Raw genomic sequence first — 19,357 nt, forward strand, 5'->3', positions numbered from 1 at the left:
TACATTACCACCCGAATTTTTTACAATATTTTCGATAATCTGTTTTACTGTATTGTCGTTGGCAATGGCCTGAAAGTTATTGATTACATCGGCAGGCACATTGATTAACGTCACAGTACCATTTTCGGAAGTGTATTTATATGTTCCGTCGTTATTATTCACGAGCGATGTTAAGGTTTCATTTTCCTTAACTACGTTTTTCAAATTAATCGCTACGGTATTATTATCTGCATCAATATAAGAAATGGTATAGGTAGCGGGGTTATATTTAATATTAGCAGCTGCACCCGCACCGGCTAAAATCCACTTTGTACCATCATTATAATATATTCCCGGCACAACGTCAGCAATTGTTTGTGTGTTGTAAACCATCATACCTGCAACGTGCGCCGATAATGGCGAAGCAACTTTAGTCCCTTTTAATTCTACTCTTGAATACAGGAGCCCTTTATTTGAACTTTCTAATTCTAAAATTGCATCTTTATTAGGCAAGGAAACACCAGTTATAGTACCATCCTTTACCTTTTGCTGGGCATATGAAACCGAAAAACTTAAAAGGAACCCAGTAATGCTGAGTAGTAAAAATTTATTCATCTTATTAATTTGTGTACTGATTATAAGCTGTTTAAGAAAATGAACTGCTAATTGAGAAGTTGGGACAATTATTCAGAAACTTGTATCTTTAAGGTTACAGCTTTCGAAACAAATAGTCAAACACTGAACCAAAAGAGGGATGTTTGGTTAAAGACGTTTAAAATCACTAACAAGCGTGTAGCGAAAAAAAATAATGAGGAATTTTTTCCCCTAAGGAAACAAACAGGGACTTATTTTCTACAAAAAAAAACAGATAAACATGCGTATAAATGTAGCTTCAATAAAACTATTAAGAATATTACATATAATTCTCGATATGATGACACAAAAAATTTAGAATAGCCATCAATTCATTTTTCTACAGATAAACAAACTTTCTGGAGCGTTTAACAGCAACCTAAACCTGAAAACGATTGAGAAAATATTATGGCGTTGGGCTGTTTCATTTACCCAAAAAAAGAACATAAAAAAAGCCGCGTTTTGCAACTGCGACTTTAAATTTTGATAAAATATTTTTATTAAAGTAAACCATATAAACCATGTGCATAATTCCTAAGGGAAGATGACACCGTTTTCATCTTGTCGGGCGATGGTCCTTTAACTTTGTATGCCTCCGGATGAAGTTCCAATGGCTGATCATTTATTTCTTCAATTGTATTTTTGTTGGTTAATGCAGAATTATCTTCGCTTAAATTTAAAGGTGCCATGTCGTATCGTTTTATATATTCAAAACATGTTTTTCAGCAATTTGTTTGTCGGCATCAATTAAAAATTTTATTTCTTCCAGGTTTATTTTTCGATGCTCGAAATCCAGTTTGCAGTATCCGGGGTTTTAACCGGAATTGCCGAAGAGATTATTTTTAATTCACCACCACTATTGATATCATCCTGCGTGATGTAATTCCTTGGCAAAGGCTTGCCATTTAAACTAACAGATTTAATATATTTATTTTTGAGGCTAAAATTTTCTGTCATAACCTTAAAAGTTTTTCCTTTGGGTAAGTGGTAAGTTATAGATGGAAATAACGGAACATTAAGGTAATAAACTGGCCAACCTACACAAGCGGGCGAGAAACCACTTGCCGTAAACACATACCAGGCACTCATTGCTCCGGCATCATCATCCATGGTGCGTAAATATGCCTGTGGCTCGTTTTTGTAAATTTTACCAATATAACTTCCAATTCCCCGGCTGTTATCATTAAAGTAATTTTGGATCACGGTATCCGCGGCCAGCTGGCGCATCCAATATTGCGACTTATATCCAGATTTGGTTACGTTATACATAAGTGGAACCTGCAAATCAGGTTCGTTGGCATGATTGTAATAATCTTTATCAAAAAATTCATCCAGTTTTGCCAAATAAGTGGCTTCTCCCCCATCCAGTTCAATCAGTCCCTTAACATCATAAGGTACAAACCAACGATATTGCCAGATCGTTCCCTGGTATAATCCCCGTGCCTGCATCTGGTCTACATCCCTTTTTCCCATATCCTTAAAATCCTTATTCCAGTACTTTTTATATTCCAAGGCTTTGTTCCGGTATAAATCTGCCTTTTCCTTATTTTTAAGCAGGCTAAAAATTTCAGATAGTGCCCAGTTATCATAACTTGATTCCAATGCTTTATCAGGCGATTTATAGTCCAAACCATTCACTTCTTTAACTAATGAATCCGCAATTTTATTAAAATCTACGACATAACCTTTACGGTAAGCATCCAACAAAACCACAATGGCGTGTTCTGTGCGCACGGTATTGCTTGGTTCTGTTTGGGTAGCATAATCTTTCTTTCCTGAATTGTACAAATCCGCTATTGATGTAATTATTCCTGCATAACGATTGGGCATAATAATGGAAAGCAAAGGCAATTGAGTACGGTAATTATCCCATATCGCCCAGCCATTGTACCGGATTTCGCTACTTTTCTGCAATTCGGCTTTAGTGTTGCGGTACTGCCCGTCGGGTTCTGAAATTACATAAGGCGACTGCATTGTTCGGTACATTAAAGAATAAAATAGTTTTGCTTGCTCCAAATCTCCTTCAACAGCTATTTTACTTAAATTTTCATTCCAGTCTGCACTACTCCGGGCTTTTAATTGCGCAAAAGACGACCGGTTTATAGAGGCTTTGGCGGCTTCGGTACCCACACTTGAAAAAGCAATATTAATCCCGGATGAAGTTGCTTCAGAATTAAGCAATGCGACAAGTTTATGCGTAGCGTGATCCTTCCATTTGGCATTCCCTTCTAATTCCAGATAATAATACAACCGATATTTGCCAACGGCACAGGTAGTTTTTGATTCTATATAACCAAACACAGCATTTCCCTCGATAACATGTTCTTCAGCCACAAATGCATGATTAAAAGCATAGCTGAGGTCTAAATAAACCCCTTTTTCTCCTTTTGGAAAATGATAAACATGCTTACCTGCATTGGCCAATACCGTTAATTGTGCATTTATTTTATTCTCAAAGCCCACTTCATAATACCCCGGGCCAGCTTTTTCTGAAACTTTTATAAGTTCACCGGCATCCGGATTATTACCCAGGAAAGGTTTAATTAAAATATTTCCTCCTGAGCCCTGGCAGCCAACGCCTTCGAAACGGTTATGGGTAAAGCCAAGAAATTTCTTTGCGAGGTATTCGTAACCGGTATGCGTTTTAGGATAAGTTTGCGGACCGATGCTCAGCATGCTAAAGGGATAGGATGCAGCCGGCGACATTTGTCCATGATCGCCCGAAGAACCTAAAAAAACATTAACCTGATCTACCGGCCTCGTGGTTTTTATTGAAAAAATACTTTTTTGTTGTGCAGCGCTACTTAATATAAATGTTGTTAAAAGAATGCTTAGGGTATTTTTCAGCGTAAAAAACTTCATCGGGATTATTAAAACTTGGGTTTAACTTGCGGCTAAAATAATCTTTTTGGATTAAGGAATTGTTACCTATTCGGTTCTTTACAAAGCAATTTTAGATTAAACCAATCCCTATAAAACAAAAAAGCCAGACTACAATTGCAGTCTGGCCTAAATTCGATTATATTTTTTATTTAACAGATACCGGAACCGAAATCATATCCCAATCTAAAGAAAAACCGCTATTGGTAATTTTATACACCAAACGCTCTTGTGTTGCTTTTAATGCTTTTGTTTTAACATTTACCCTTAACTGGTCTTTTGTTTCTTCGTATTTATAAGCACCCCATTGTGTGGGTTCTTTGTTAAAAATAGCCACCCACGGGCCTTTTTCTTTAGGAATTAAGAAGAAACTATATTTTCCGGCAGGCAAAAGTTTACCTTGTACCTTAATGTCTTTATCAGTTTCGAAAGTGGTCGCTTCATTTGCACCTGCACGCCATACCTTATCGTAGGCTTCTAATCCACCCCATATTTTACGGCCTTTAACTGCCGGGCTACTGTAGTTAATGGTAATGGTTGCACCTTTTACTTTTCCTGTTGCAGTAGCGGCCGGGCTTGGCTTTGGTTGTGTGTCTTGTGCCATAGCACTTACTGAAACCGTTACTGCTGTAAAAAACAGCGCAACTGATTTAATAATCGTTTTCATAGTATTATATTTTTGTTTTTGTTGTATTTTGATTTTACGAATTTAAGGCTTTAGGCCGATAAAACAATAAGCCAATGATGCAAAAAAAGATAACTCCGAAGGCCCCGATAATATTAAGCCAGAGAAAAGAAACCACGTCGAATTTATAGACGGCAATCACACTGATTTCGGCTAAAATAGCGGAGATAAACACCAGCGAACCGTTGATTTTTTTGAAGTAAAAGGCGACTAAGAAAATACCCAGTATGGGGCCGTAAAAAAGAGAACCTAAAACATTTACAGCTTCTATCAGAGAACCCATTTGCGTTGCAAACATGGCTACAGCAATAGAAAACAAACCCCAGGCTAAAGTGTGTAACCTGCTGTAAGCAAGCTCCTGTGAATCATCGGGTTTCTTTTTGCTAAAAATTAAATGCACATCTTTTAATGAGGAAGATGCAAGCGAATTTAAGGCCGCTGAAATGGAACCCCAGGAAGCCAGAAAGATGACCGCAAACAATAAACCAATCATACCTACTGGTAAAGTACTTTTTACAAAATATAAAAAAATGTAATTGGTATCCGTCCTTTCAGCGTTGTAATTGGTTTTATTAATTGCTTCTTCTACTTTGGTATGCAGATCTTTAATTTGCTTTTGAGTTGTTTTAAATTCAGCTATTGAAGTATTTAAATGTGGATTGTTGGTTTTACGTTCTGCAAGTATTTGCTTGGACTGCGCTCCAAACTGATGTTGCAATAAGGTATGTTCTTTTTCCAGGTTAGCAGCTACAACAGGATTACTGGTTTTCAGGTACTGGTAAGAATGTTCGTTAAAATAAATAGGCGCTGGCTTTAATGCAAAGAAAGCAAAAAGTAAAGCCCCGATTAGCAGTATGGCAAACTGCATCGGGATTTTAACGAGCCCGTTTAGTAATAAGCCCATTCTTCCTGTACTGGTATCTTTCGCGCTGATGTACCTGCCTACCTGGCTTTGATCGGTACCAAAGTAAGATAGTGCAAGAAAAAAACCTCCGAAAACACCACTCCAAATGTTGTATTTATCCTTCCAGTCGAAATCTGTTGTAATTACGTTCAACTTCCCTGATTTACCGGCAAGGTAAAGGGCATCACTAAAGCTGGCCCCATTTGGCATGTTTTGCACCAATAAATAAGCTGCAAATGCCATGGTTCCTAAAATAATCAGAAACTGTAATTTTTGAGTATGTGCAACAGCTTTCGCGCCGCCTATATAGGTATAAATCAACAAAATACCACCCGTCAAAATATTGGTTAAGTAAATGTTCCAGTTTAAAACACTTGATAAAATAATACTTGGTGCGTAAATACTTATTCCGGTTGATAAACCCCTTGAAAGCAGGAATAAAAACGAGGTGAGCACCCTGGTTTTACGGTCAAAACGCTGTTCTAAATACTCATAAGCTGTATAAACATTAAGCCGTTGAAAAATTGGAATAAACGTAATCGAAATTACAATCATAGCCAGTGGCAGGCCAAAATAATATTGCACAAAGCGCATTCCATCCGTATATGCTTGCCCGGGTGCAGAAAGAAAGGTTATGGCACTGGCTTGTGTTGCCATAATGCCCAATAACACAATGTACCAGGGCATTTTATTATCTGCTTTGAGGTAAGATTCATTGCTTTTTTGCCCGCGACCAATAAAAATTCCGTAGGCCACAACGGCCACTAAAGTAAAAACAAGAACAATCCAATCTATATTGCTCATGCCCAGTATTTAGTGAAAAAATAATAGAATATAATTTGGGCTACCAAAGCCAAGGCGAGAAGAATGTACCAGGTGTTCCAATTTTTTAAAACCTTTTTCATCTTATTTACCTACAGATAAAAAGTTAAAAAATAAACGGGAAGCTCCAATATTACCGGCGGGTAATTGCCTGAAAAATGCAAGTGGGGTATAAATAAAATTGCCCTTTCCATATTTTGCGTACAGCGTAGAGCCTTGTAAAGGTTCTTCTCCGGTATCATGCATTTCGAACAATGGTTCGTACTGTTTATCCCAGCGATCGGGAAAATAAGCGCCTCGCTCCTGTACCCAGCCTTTAAAATCTTCTTCAGTAATTTTATTCGGATAGTTTAACAAGCGATGATCGGGATTTAAAAAAGTAACTGCAGAATTTTCTTCGGTCACCCTTTTGTTGCTTATAGAAAAAGGATATACTCCAAAATCTTCAATGGCCATATCCTGCTGGGTATTGTATTGCATTACCAGGGTACCTCCATTTTTAACATAATTTTTTAACTGTGGCAACCAATTAACAATTTGTTTTTCTGTATTTACAACCCTTACACCAGTTACAATGGCATCATAAGAAGCCAGCTTCACGGCATCAAAAATATCGGCAGATTTTAATACATCAACCTGCAATCCTGCTTGTCTTAAAAAAGTTGGTATAAAATCACCCGCGCCTTCTATATAACCTATTTTTTTGGCGGTAACCTTAATATCACCTTTTAAAACCAATGTACTTGCAGGTGTAAAATACTGTAAGGATGGCAAATGTGAATATTGGATAAGCTGTTGGTTTTTGTTGTAGGTTACATTTCCGGATGTGTAACTGGCATCAAGTTTAAACTGAGTAGCATTTAACTGATCCAGCTCTGCTTTTTTAAGGTTAAAACTTAGCATCTGGTCTTTACCACTTAAAGTAATACCCGATAATGTTGCCAGTGTATGGTTACCCGTTTTCAAAATCATCGTACCATTCTTAAATTCGCGGGTGGCATTTACCTTAAAGTTTAAATCAAGAGCCAAATCACCGCCGGTTTTAACCAGGTACACAGATTGACTAAACTTTAACTCCAATGCCGGAACAATCCTTAATGGTTCTACCACATCTCCTTTAACTGGATCAAGTTTTTTATACGATAGAGGAAGTAAAACATTAAATTTTTCAGCCCCTATTTTTAAGATCAGTTTCACATTTAAAGGCGATTCGGCTTCTGGCAAACCAATTAAAGTATCGTTGGTAACACTAAAAGTTGCTGCGTTTTCTGCCGGTTTAGCCAACCAATAGGGTTCAGTTAAAGCTGCATCGGCCGGAATTTCAATTTTATGGTTTAGGGTAATTAGCGAATCGTTTGATAAAGTACGGTTTAGCTTTTCGGTATTTTGCAACCAGCTGATTTCTTCAACAGATACAGGTATTTTAGATCTGGCAATCAGGTTCAGCTTAAAATTATATTGGTCTCCGGCTACAGCTGTAGGCATATTGGTTACCACCTCGCCCATAAACCCACTGCAATGTAAAATTAACTGATCCAGTGCCCCCACTTTATCTTTACGTAAGGCTTTATCTTTAATTGTGCTTAATTTCTTGCGTAAATCAATTAAATCAGGCAAAATTAAATCAGGTGCTTTAAAGTCGAACTTTTTAATAATTAAACTCAATGCCTCGTCTATATTTTTATAACCAATAGAAGTAAACGTTTTATTCAACCCATCAAATAAGGTTAATTTAGCTGGGTTTCCGGCAACAGATGTAAAATATTCGGTACGGATACCGGCAACAGATTGTGTACCTGCACCCTGGCTTTTATGCAGACTTCGGCTAATTCCGGCAAGCTCACCATAGCCCATGCCAAGTTGTGGATCATACTGTCCTGCTGTAATTTTAAGCTGATTTTCTGAGGTTGTATTTACATTCCCAAACCGGAACGTATTCCACAATAAACGTTTGGGCTGCCAAACATCAACATATTTTAGCTGGCTTGGAAATTGACTGGGATCTGCCGCCGCTTTAAAAGCTTTCTCTGCAACAACTGCTGATGCCGCATGCTGGCCATGCCCCGCCGCCGCAGTAGGTGGAAAACGGCAGATAATTACATCAGGTCTGAATTTACGGATTACCCAAACAACATCGGCAGTAAGGCTGTCGGCATTCCACTGTTTAAAAGTATCATTTGTATTTTTAGAGAAACCAAAATCAATGGCCCTGGTAAAAAACTGCTGGGCACCGTCCAGTTTTCTGGCTTCCAAAAGTTCATGTGTTCTAATTAAGCCTAAGGCAGCACCCTGCTCATTGCCAAGTAGGTTTTGTCCGCCATCACCCCTGGTTAAAGACAGGTAAGCCGTTTCAACATTTTGCTCGTTAACGAAGTAAGATAATAGCCCGGTATTTTCATCGTCAGGATGGGCTGCGAGGTACAATACCTTAGGTAAATGCTGGAGTGTTTTAAGTTCTCTGTAAATATCGGATGATTTTGCAGGACGAACTTGTTGAGCCTGGCAAAATACCACGTTCAAAAGCAATAAGGCTATTGCAATCAGGTTTCTAAACATAAAATTTGTTTTGTGCACCCAAATATGCTCAATTTGCTTTTATTCTGCATCTTTCGAAACGAAAAAGGTACATAATTATTTATCGTTCATCCGCTATCCCGAAAACTATGAACTATACCAGCCTAAAAACTGAAGACAGAATAATACCCTGATTAAACAGAAGCAGAATAAAACATTTATTTTATGCTTAATATTGCCTCATAAATTAAGCCTATGAACGGAATTGTGCTCATTATTGATGATGAAAAGAAGATTTGTAGTTTACTTTCCAGAATTATTGAACTTGAAGGTTTTAAAACTTTACAAGCCAACACGGGCAAAGAAGGGATTAAACTTTTAAAAAATAACGACATCAGCATTGTAATTAGTGATGTAAAACTGCCCGACGTTAATGGAGTAGCCTTGGTAAAGGATATTAAAACCCTGAAACCTTATGTGGAGGTTATTAATTTAACAGCTTACGGAACCATTGCAGATGGTGTATTAGCCATTAGAAACGGGGCTTTTGATTACCTTGTGAAAGGAGATGATAATGAGAAAATTATCCCGTTGCTTTACAAAGCAATGGATAAATCAAATCTGCAGCGCCGTGTATCTGATCTTGAAAATAAAATTACCAGAAAACACAGCTTCAACACCATAATAGGCCAGTCAAAAGCCTTAAAAGAGGCAATAGACCTTGCTAAAAAGGTAAGCCAAACCGATACAACAGTTTTACTTTTAGGTGAAACCGGAACGGGGAAAGAAGTTTTTGCTCAATCTATTCATTATGAAAGCCCACGGGCACTTAATCCTTTCGTAGCTTTAAATTGTAGCGGTTTTAGCCCTGATTTGTTGGAAAGTGAATTATTTGGTTACAAAGCAGGGGCTTTTACCGGTGCCAATAAAGATAAAAAAGGACTCCTGGAAGAAGCCAACGGGGGAACTTTATTTTTAGATGAAATTGGTGAAATGAGCCTCGATTTACAAGCCAAATTATTACGGGTACTGGAAAACCAAACCTTTATAAAGATTGGTGACACGAATACGCAGCAGGTAAATGTGCGTATTTTAGCAGCAACCAACAAAGATTTAAAAACCGACGCTGCTTCGGGCAAATTCCGTACTGATTTGTATTACAGACTCTCTGTTTTTAGCATTACCCTACCTCCTTTAAACGAAAGAAAAGCAGATATTCCTGCCTTGGCTAACCATTATTTAAAGGAATTTGCCGGAAAGGTAAATAAAACAGCACCAGCAATGGACGACAAAATCCTTTCCCTGTTTACTGGTCACAACTGGAAAGGCAACATTCGCGAATTAAAAAATGTGATCGAGCGTTTGGTGATCCTGTCTGATGGTGATACATTAAACCCCGCTGCCCTTCCACCAGAGTTTTTTGAATTTGCCCCTTCAGAAAACAGCTTCGATTTGCAGCACATTGAAAAGCAACATATCCAAAAAGTACTCGTTCATACTAAAGGAAATAAAACAGAAGCATCGCGATTACTCGGGATAGGCTTAACCACCCTTTACCGTAAAATTGATGAATACCAGATTCGTGAATCGTAAAATTAATTACCCTTTTTCGCTTGAGATTTTCATTTTCAGCGAATTTATTATCTTTCAAAAAAAATAATCTATGAATAAGAATCTATTAACTCTTTTACTATCCCTGCTGTCTTTCTCGTTATTTGCGCAGGAAAGTTATTGGCAACAACAGGTCAGTTATACCATTAATGTGGCTTTAAACGATGCTGAAAAATCTTTAAAAGGATCAGAAACAATTGTTTACAAAAACAATTCTCCTTCCGAACTTAACTTTATCTGGTTCCACATTTGGCCAAATGCATATAAAAATGAAAATACAGCACTTTTTCAGCAAATCAGAACCGATACCTCCCGTAAAGAAAAGCTGAATAATGTAACCTATGGAAGCATTGATGGACTTAATTTTAAGGTGAACGGTAAAGTAGCTCAAACAGAAGCGCATTCTAACCCTCAATACATCGACATTATTAAAGTGCTCCTGCCATCGCCATTAAAACCTGGAGATTCGGTTAATATCTCAACCGATTTTAAGGTAAAACTACCAAACTATTTCTCGAGATCGGGTTATGCTGATACTGAATTCATGATTACCCAATGGTATCCTAAACCGGCTGTATTTGATAAAGACGGCTGGCATGAATTTCCTTATTTAGATATGGGCGAATTTTACAGCGAGTATGGAAATTATAAGGTTAACATCACTTTACCATCCAGTTACGTAGTGGGCGCTACCGGTGTTTTACAAAATGCCGATGAACTTATGCAATACAAAACTATCGGGGCAAAAAATGCAGCCAGCAGAAAAGGAAACCCGGTTTTATATCAGCCTAAAGATAAAAACGGAAGTAAGACCCTGAGTTACATCATAAACAATGTTCCTGATTTTGCCTGGTTTGCAGATAAGGATTTGGTTGTTCAATATGATACAGCGAAGCTTGCAAGTGGTAAAATAGTTGATGCCTTTTCTTATTACCACAATAAAAATAACACGCTTTGGGTAAATAGTATCGACTATATTAAAGATGCGGTTAAACATTACAGCAATTGGATTGGCGAATATGAATATCCGGTTGTACAAGCCATTGAAGGGCCTAAAAATAATTCGAGTGGCGGTATGGAATATCCTACTATAACTTTAATTACCAGTCCTGATGCCAAAGTAAGTTCACTTGATGGCGTTATAGCACACGAAGTTGGGCACAACTGGTTTATGAGTATGCTTGGCACCAATGAAAGGATGCATACCTGGCAGGATGAAGGCTTAAACACCTATTTTCAATTTAGGTACGAAGCCGAAAAATATAAAGCAAATTCAATTTTTGGCGATGCCATCCCCGAAAACATAAAAGCATTACCTACCGATAAATTTCTTCAGGCCATTTATGGTGCAATTTCCGGTGTGCCAATGCAATCGGCTATAGAAACGCCATCAGCTAAATTTTCAACTTCAGAAGAATACGGGTTGATCTCTTATGTTAAAACAGCCTTGTGGTTGTATATATTAGAATCCAGTGTTGGAAAAGATCAAATTGACCTGGCTTTTAAAAACTATTTCAGCGAATGGAAAAATAAACATCCATCACCACAGGATATGAAAGCTTCATTTGAAAAAACGCTGGGCAGAAACCTGGATGATTATTTTAATCTTTTAAATAAAGAAGGTAAATTTTAAAAATACTATTCCATTCCCGGTAGAGGTAGTATAACAGCCCCCCTCTTCTCTGCCAAAATAACTTACAATATTACTTTCCCGAAATGAAAAAAACCCTTCCAAAACGGAAGGGTTTTTTTATGCCTAAATTTTTGTTGTCCGAACAAAAATAAAGTAACAGCCTAATAATCAAAATCTTACATATAACAATTCCTTATTGGTACAACAGTTGGCAACTGGCTTTCAAATAACATTAAAATTATGACAATTATCTCATCGCTAACCTTGCTTGTGCTTTGCTGGGCAGCTTACAAATCAATCAACTGGTTCGAAAAAATCTAACAATTATGGTCGCACTATTCATCATCGCAATCGCCGTATTTATCTATATGATTTACGTGCTTATTAAACCCGAAAAATTTTAAAAACAATTGTCGCCCTGAATGTACAGAAGCTATATCTGTTTCGCTCAAGAGACAATCAATTGTAAAAAACATTAAAAATGAACACTGAATTAATTGGCATTATTGCCACGTTCCTGCTTACCATACTTATCGCCATTCCTTTGGGTAAGTATTTAGCCAAAGTATTTGCCGGAGAAAAAGTATGGACTGATTTTCTAAAACCATTAGAACGCTTAATCTTTAAACTTTCAGGCATCAATGTTAAGGAACAAATGGACTGGAAGCAACAGCTAAAAGCCCTGCTAACCATTAATATATTATGGTTATTTTATGGCTTCTTTGTATTGATCTTTCAGGATAAACTTCCGCTTAACCCTGATGCTAACCCTGGTATGGCGCCTGATTTGGCCTTCAATACCATTATTAGTTTCGTAGCCAACTGTAATCTTCAGCATTACTCGGGCGAAAGTGGCGCAAGCTATTTAACTCAACAATTTGTTGTCATGTTTCTTCAATTTGTAAGTGCCGCAACCGGTATAGCCGCAGCAGTTGTTTTATTTAAGGCTTTCAGAGATAAAACGGCAACACAACTGGGTAATTTCTGGGAATATTTTGTAAAATCTATAACCCGTTTGTTATTGCCTTTATCAATTGTTGTAGCACTGGTGCTAACCTTTAACGGAACACCAGCCAGTTACCAGGCTAAAGATCAGTTTATTTCCATGCAAGGCGATACAGTGCACGTTTCGCGTGGCCCGGCCGCGCAAATGATTGCTATAAAACATTTGGGTACGAATGGTGGCGGATATTTTGGTGCAAATTCTGCACATCCATTCGAAAACCCAAGTTACCTAACCAACATGGTCGAAATAATTGCCCAAACCATTATCCCTTTGGCCATGGTAATTGCATTTGGTTATTTTATCCGCAGAAGAAAATTAGCCTGGATGATTTTTGGTGTAATGACCATTGGCATGTTTATGCTGATGATTCCTACTTTAAGCTCCGAACTTGGTGGAAATCCTGCACTGGCAAAAATGGGTATTGCTCAAACTTCAGGTGCAATGGAAGGTAAAGAAATGCGCATTGGTCCTGCAGCTACTGCCTACTGGAGTACCTTAACTACTGTAATTTCAACTGGCTCGGTAAATGGAATGCACGACAGTACCATGCCCCTTACTGGTTTATGGCAATTACTGGGCATGATGATTAATGCCTTTTATGGCGGTTGTGGCGTAGGTTTACTCAACTATTTTATTTACCTCATTATTGCTGTATTTATTTCGGGTTTAATGGTTGGCAGAACACCCGAATTTTTAGGCCATAAGGTAGAAGCCCGCGAGATTAAAATTGCAGCCATTATTACGTTGTTAAGTCCGTTTTTAATTCTTGCCGGTACCGCTATAGCCAGTTACATTTTTACCAGCCACGGAAATGCCGCCTGGGCAGTGCAACCCAAAAACTGGCTCAACAATCCTGGATTCCATGGTTTTTCGGAAATGCTTTATGAAATGACTTCATCAAACGCCAACAACGGTTCAGGTTTTGAAGGTTTGGGCGATAATAATGTGTTTTGGAATCTCTCCACCGGAATTGTGATTTTCTTAGGTCGTTTCCTACCGATTATTGGTCCGGTTGCCATTGCAGGTTTATTAGCCAAAAAGAAATTTATTCCTGAATCAGCCGGCACATTAAAAACAGATACGCTAACCTTCAGCTTGATGACTTTTGCCGTAATTCTTGTGCTAAATGCACTTTCTTATTTCCCTGCACTGGCTTTAGGGCCTTTGGCAGAATACTTTACCATGCTTAAATAAGCTGTGAATTCATTTAAAATCTGAATCACTTAAAATATAAAAAAATGAAACCCAATAATAAATTGTTCGAACCTGCTTTAGTGCAAACCGCATTAAAACAATCTTTCATCAAGTTAGATCCCCGTGTAATGGTTCGCAACCCCGTAATGTTTACTGTTGAAGTTGGAACACTTGTAATGGCTTACGTTACCGTATATTCTTTCAGCCATAGCGGACAGGGATCGCCGCTATATAATTTCTTTATCTTTTTAGTTTTATTGTTAACCGTGCTGTTTGCCAACTTTGCCGAAGCAATTGCTGAAGCAAGAGGAAAGGCACAAGCCGATAGTTTACGTAAAACAAGGGAAGAAACACCCGCAAAGGTGCTGATGGAAAATGGATCCATAGAAATTCGTTCTTCTAACCAGCTTAAAAAGGGCGATATTTTTATTTGCGAAACGGGCGATACTATCCCTACTGACGGAGAAATTATTGAAGGCATTGCAACCATTGATGAATCGGCCATTACTGGCGAATCTGCTCCTGTTATTCGCGAATCGGGTGGCGATAAATCATCTGTAACCGGCGGCACAAAAGTGTTATCTGATGAGATTAAAGTTGAGGTGAGTACGGCTCCTGGTGAAAGCTTCCTCGATAAAATGATTGCTTTGGTAGAAGGCGCTTCACGTCAGAAAACACCAAACGAAATTGCATTAACCATTCTTTTAGCCAGTTTCACATTGGTATTTATTATTGTTTGCGTAACCTTAAAACCCTTTGCTGATTACGCCAATACACCCATTACCATTGCGGCTTTAATCTCACTTTTCGTTTGTTTAATTCCAACCACAATCGGTGGTCTGCTTTCCGCAATTGGAATTGCCGGGATGGACCGGGCATTAAGGGCAAACGTAATTACCAAATCGGGTAAAGCGGTTGAAACTGCCGGTGATATTGACGTATTGTTGTTGGATAAAACCGGAACCATTACCATTGGAAACCGTAAAGCAACTAACTTCTACCCTACTGAAGGCGTAAGTGTCAGCGCTTTTACAGATGCCTGTGTATTGAGTTCTTTAGCCGATGAAACTCCGGAAGGCAAATCGATTATCGAATTAGCTGGAGAACAAGGATTTAAAAACTCCCACACGCCATCCGGCTCCGTATTTATCAAGTTTACAGCCGAAACCCGTTCAAGCGGACTTGATACCAAGGATGGCAGACGCATCAGGAAAGGTGCTTTTGACTCCATTAGAAATATGGTTGAAAGAGCAGGAAATATTTTCCCCGCAGATATTGAAACCCATGTTAAAGCCATTGCCACTAATGGCGGTACACCTTTGGTCGTTTCAGAAAATGAAAAAGCTTTAGGCGTAATTGAGTTGCAGGATATTATTAAACCTGGCATTAGCGAACGTTTTGAACGTTTACGCAAAATGGGTGTTAAAACTGTAATGGTTACCGGAGATAATCCGCTAACCGCTAAATATATTGCCGAAAAGGCTGGTGTAGATGATTTTATTGCAGAAGCAAAACCTGAGGATAAAATGAACTACATTAAAGACGAGCAGGCTTTAGGCAAACTGGTTGCTATGATGGGTGATGGTACAAATGATGCACCTGCGCTTGCACAGGCAGATGTGGGTGTTGCCATGAATAGTGGAACCCAGGCCGCAAAAGAAGCCGGTAATATGGTTGATTTGGATAATGATCCAACCAAGCTGATTGAAATTGTAGAAATTGGAAAACAACTGCTGATTACCCGTGGAACCTTGACCACTTTTTCCATTGCCAATGATGTGGCTAAATATTTCGCCATTGTTCCGGCCCTGTTTATTGCTTCAATTCCAGCCTTAAAAAACTTGAATATTATGGGGTTGCATACACCCGAAAGTGCAATTATGTCGGCGGTAATTTTCAATGCCATCATCATTCCGATTTTAATTCCACTGGCTTTAAAGGGTGTTGCCTATAAACCAATTGGCGCAACGGCTTTACTCCGCCGAAATCTTTTTATCTATGGCATTGGCGGCGTTGTAGCACCATTTATAGGCATTAAATTAATTGATTTATTAATAGGCTTATTGGTATAAAACCTGTCATTCTGAGTACAGCGAAGAATCTGTAACATAAAACGGCTCTTTGTTAACGCAGAGATTCTTAGTCCTTTAGCATGACAACACTAAAATAGAACAACCTGTCATTCTGAGTACAGCGAAGAATCTGTAACATAAAACGGCTCTTTGTTAACGCAGAGATTCTTAGTCCTTTAGCATGACAACACTAAAATAGAACAACCTGTCATTCTGAGTACAGCAAAGAATCTGTAACATAAAACGGTTCTTAGTTAACTCAGAGATTCTTCATTGCATTCAGAATGACAAAAAAGAGTTTCCCACTCAATATTGAAAACAATAAAAAATTAAAAACATCATGAAAAAGTACATCATACAATCTATACGTTTAACCCTGGTTTTAATCGTATTGTTATGCATCATTTATCCAATCAGCATTGCTCTTGCCGCTAAGCTTTCAAAAGGAAATGGAGACGGCGAAAAAGTAACTAAAAATGGTAAAACTATTGGTTATGCATTGCTTGGCCAATCTTTTACCAAACCCCAATACTTTTGGGGCAGGCCATCAGCCGTTGCCTATAATGCCGCTGGCTCTGGTGGTTCAAATAAAGGCCCTTCAAATCCCGATTACCTTAAGGACGTTTCTTCAAGGATTGATACCCTTTTAAAGTATAATCCTGGTTTAAAAAAATCTGAGATTCCTGCTGATATGGTTACGGCTTCCGGAAGTGGTTTAGACCCTAACATTTCAGAACAAGGTGCTGCTATCCAAATTGCAAGAATAGCCAAAACAAGAAAAATCGACAAAAAAAAGGTAAAGGAATTAGTGGCCTTAAACACCATTAAACCATTGATGGGCTTATTTGGACCCTCATTTGTAAACGTTTTGAAATTGAACCAGGCCTTGGATAATCTTTAAATAGATCGTCATTGCAAAAAGGCTTTTTAAGCCGACAAAGTGACGGAAATGAATGAAATAGATTAAAATTAATGCCCACATCACCTGAATTGATTCAGGCTCGTGCAAAAGATTCTGAAAAGAAGTTCAGAATGACAATTTATAATATAAAAGCAATGAAAAAATTAATCACCCTTATTACAACATTAACAGCAACAGTAAACGCATTTGCGCAAAACGAACCTAAGGTAAAATTCTCAGGCTATTTGGAAACCTATTATGCTTACGATTTTAATAAACCCAATGATCATAACCGTCCAGGTTTTGTATATTCTCATAACCGTACCAATGAAGTGAATTTAAACCTTGGTTTTATTAAAGCAGCCTACGATAATGGGACCTTTCGGGCAAATGTGGCTGTAATGGCGGGTACTTATGCAAATGCCAATCTCGCCGCCGAACCCGGTGTATTGAGAAATGTATTTGAGGCAAATGCTGGAATCAAATTATCTAAAACAGAAAACCTTTGGATTGACGCAGGAATATTTTCTTCGCACATTGGTTTTGAAAGTGCAATTTCAAAAGATTGCTGGGTGCTCACCAGAAATATTTCATCAGAGAACACACCATATTATGAGTCTGGTGCCAAAATTACGTACGGCACTAAAGATGGTAAATTAACCGCGGCCCTACTCTACCTAAATGGATGGCAACGCATTACCCGTCAAAATGGAAACAATAAACCGGCAGGCGGCTTACAACTCACGTGGAAACCGAGCGATAAAATTACCTTAAATTACAGCAACTACCTTGGAACCGAGGGTGTCGATTCAGTACGCGTAAATCGCCTCTACCACAATCTTTACGGTATTTTCCAGGTAACAGATAAATTTGGTTTAACACTTGGATTTGATTATGGTACACAGCAAAAAGCAAAAGAAAATCCAACCAGGAATAAAGTGTTTTCTCCGATTGCCATTGCCCGGTATAAATTTGCTGAAAAATGGGCCCTTGCTGGTCGGTTTGAATATTATGATGATAAAAATGGAATCTTAATATCAACAGCTACGCCCAATGGGTTTAAAACAAAGGGTTATTCTTTAAATGTAGATTATTACCCGATTACAAATGCCGCAATTCGTTTGGAAGGTAAAACGTACGATAGTAAAGATAAAATATTTAACCGCGGGGAAAATCTGGTCAATGCAAATAGCAGTATAACAGCAAGTATAGCCGTATCTTTTTAATGAGATTATACGCTTAAACATTCCACAAAACAGTGGGATGTTTATCAAATTTATAAAATAATGCACCCTTTAAATAAAGACGATTCGGTACGTAAGTTTCTCGATCTGGTTAAAAAATCCAGAAGAGGAAAACTCAAAATCTATATTGGGATGAGCGCAGGAGTAGGGAAAACCTATCGTATGTTACAAGAATCTCATGCTTTACTCCGCAGTGGTATTGATGTTTGTATTGGCTATGTAGAAACCCATAATCGCGCAGAAACACAAGCTTTAGTAAGTGGATTACCCATTATAACCCGTAAAAATATTTTTTATCGGGGAAAGGAAATTGAGGAAATGGATCTGCAGGGCATTTTAAACCGCCATCCGGAAATCGCAATTGTAGATGAGCTTGCGCATACCAATGCCGAAGGGAGTAAAAATACCAAACGCTGGCAGGATGTTTTTGATTTATTGGAAGCCGGAATTAGTGTCATATCTGCGGTTAATATCCAGCACCTCGAAAGCATAAATGAAGAAATAACCCACATTACCGGAATAGAAGTTACCGAAAGAATCCCCGATAAAATTTTAGAAATAGCCGATGAAATTGTAAATATAGATCTTACAGCCGATGAATTGGTTACCCGTTTAAAGGAAGGAAAAATATACGACCAAAGCAAAATACACAGGGCATTGGAAAATTTCTTTCAGTCTGATAAAATTTTACAGCTGCGGGAGTTGGCCCTTAAAGAAGTTGTACATCAGGTTGAACGCAAAATCCAGAAAGAAATCCCAAAATCGGTAAAATTAAGAGCGGAACGATTTTTAGCATGCATCTCTTCAAATTCAGCAACAGCGGGCATAGTGATTAGAAAAACGGCCAGGCTTGCTTCCTATTACCATTCGCCATGGATTGTTTTATACGTGCAAAGCGATGAGGAAAGTTTCGATAAAATTAAGCTCGACAAGCAAAGGCATTTAATTAATCACTTTAAACTCGCAACAGAATTAGGTGCAGAAGTGATCAAAATTAAAAGCAATCAAATTACCCAAACCATCATTAATATGGCAATAGAAAAAGAAATCACAACCATATGCATTGGAAAACCCCACTTAAATATTTTCCAGGTTATAATGCGAACGGCAATTTTTAACCAACTCTTGCGTAATTTAGCACGCAAAGAAATTGATTTAGTCATATTATCTTAAATAAATTTTGCCATACTGAGGCACAAGCATCTCTTAAAGCACTGCTGTAACATTGATTCTGCAGTGTTCCATAAATTAGAGGTCTTCTATCATCAGAATGACAGGA

The 19,357-nt window shown here is 38.1% G+C and carries 14 protein-coding genes; 8 read left to right on the forward strand and 6 right to left on the reverse strand.

What is annotated here, in order from left to right:
- The 6 genes from R2Q77_RS17935 to R2Q77_RS17960 form a co-directional block, all read right to left on the reverse strand.
- Positions 1-594, reverse strand: a 594-nt coding sequence (locus tag R2Q77_RS17935) for a hypothetical protein (protein WP_316805104.1), incomplete at its 3' end; no start/stop codon positions are given.
- A gap of 518 nt (positions 595-1,112) precedes the next feature.
- On the reverse strand, positions 1,113-1,301 hold the full coding sequence (locus tag R2Q77_RS17940; RefSeq protein WP_316805105.1) for a hypothetical protein: 189 nt from the start codon (positions 1,299-1,301) through the stop codon (positions 1,113-1,115).
- 82 nt (positions 1,302-1,383) lie between these two features.
- Positions 1,384-3,474: a glycoside hydrolase domain-containing protein gene (locus tag R2Q77_RS17945; protein WP_316805106.1), complete on the reverse strand. Its 2,091-nt coding sequence runs from the start codon at positions 3,472-3,474 to the stop codon at positions 1,384-1,386.
- A gap of 166 nt (positions 3,475-3,640) precedes the next feature.
- Positions 3,641-4,159: a DUF2911 domain-containing protein gene (locus R2Q77_RS17950; protein WP_316805107.1), complete on the reverse strand. Its 519-nt coding sequence runs from the start codon at positions 4,157-4,159 to the stop codon at positions 3,641-3,643.
- Positions 4,160-4,193: 34 nt separating this feature from the next.
- Positions 4,194-5,885, reverse strand: coding sequence for a sodium:solute symporter (locus R2Q77_RS17955; protein ID WP_316805108.1), 1,692 nt, complete (start codon positions 5,883-5,885; stop codon positions 4,194-4,196).
- A 102-nt stretch (positions 5,886-5,987) separates the two neighbouring features.
- Positions 5,988-8,459 (reverse strand): PIG-L family deacetylase, encoded by a 2,472-nt coding sequence (locus tag R2Q77_RS17960; protein WP_316805109.1) that lies wholly within the window; start codon positions 8,457-8,459, stop codon positions 5,988-5,990.
- Between the two features lie 213 nt (positions 8,460-8,672).
- Between R2Q77_RS17960 and R2Q77_RS17965 the strand changes: the two genes are divergently transcribed.
- The 8 genes from R2Q77_RS17965 to R2Q77_RS18000 all read left to right on the forward strand — a co-directional run bounded on the left by R2Q77_RS17965 (position 8,673) and on the right by R2Q77_RS18000 (position 19,251).
- Positions 8,673-10,010: a sigma-54 dependent transcriptional regulator gene (locus R2Q77_RS17965; protein ID WP_316805110.1), complete on the forward strand. Its 1,338-nt coding sequence runs from the start codon at positions 8,673-8,675 to the stop codon at positions 10,008-10,010.
- 70 nt (positions 10,011-10,080) lie between these two features.
- On the forward strand, positions 10,081-11,661 hold the full coding sequence (locus tag R2Q77_RS17970; protein ID WP_316805111.1) for a M1 family metallopeptidase: 1,581 nt from the start codon (positions 10,081-10,083) through the stop codon (positions 11,659-11,661).
- A gap of 326 nt (positions 11,662-11,987) precedes the next feature.
- Positions 11,988-12,065 (forward strand): potassium-transporting ATPase subunit F, encoded by a 78-nt coding sequence (locus tag R2Q77_RS17975; protein ID WP_131536157.1) that lies wholly within the window; start codon positions 11,988-11,990, stop codon positions 12,063-12,065.
- A 77-nt stretch (positions 12,066-12,142) separates the two neighbouring features.
- Positions 12,143-13,861 (forward strand): potassium-transporting ATPase subunit KdpA, encoded by a 1,719-nt coding sequence (gene kdpA / locus R2Q77_RS17980; RefSeq protein ID WP_316805112.1) that lies wholly within the window; start codon positions 12,143-12,145, stop codon positions 13,859-13,861.
- Positions 13,862-13,905: 44 nt separating this feature from the next.
- Positions 13,906-15,933, forward strand: coding sequence for a potassium-transporting ATPase subunit KdpB (gene kdpB, locus R2Q77_RS17985; protein WP_316805113.1), 2,028 nt, complete (start codon positions 13,906-13,908; stop codon positions 15,931-15,933).
- A 340-nt stretch (positions 15,934-16,273) separates the two neighbouring features.
- Positions 16,274-16,834, forward strand: coding sequence for a potassium-transporting ATPase subunit KdpC (kdpC, locus tag R2Q77_RS17990; RefSeq protein ID WP_316805114.1), 561 nt, complete (start codon positions 16,274-16,276; stop codon positions 16,832-16,834).
- A gap of 155 nt (positions 16,835-16,989) precedes the next feature.
- Complete coding sequence (locus R2Q77_RS17995; protein WP_316805115.1) at positions 16,990-18,060, forward strand: porin; 1,071 nt, start codon at positions 16,990-16,992, stop codon at positions 18,058-18,060.
- 60 nt (positions 18,061-18,120) lie between these two features.
- Positions 18,121-19,251, forward strand: a complete 1,131-nt coding sequence (locus R2Q77_RS18000; protein ID WP_316805116.1) for a sensor protein KdpD — start codon at positions 18,121-18,123, stop codon at positions 19,249-19,251.
- Positions 19,252-19,357: the final 106 nt, after the last annotated feature.

The organism is Pedobacter nototheniae (assembly GCF_032678625.1).
Taxonomy (GTDB): Bacteria; Bacteroidota; Bacteroidia; order Sphingobacteriales; family Sphingobacteriaceae; genus Pedobacter; species Pedobacter nototheniae_A.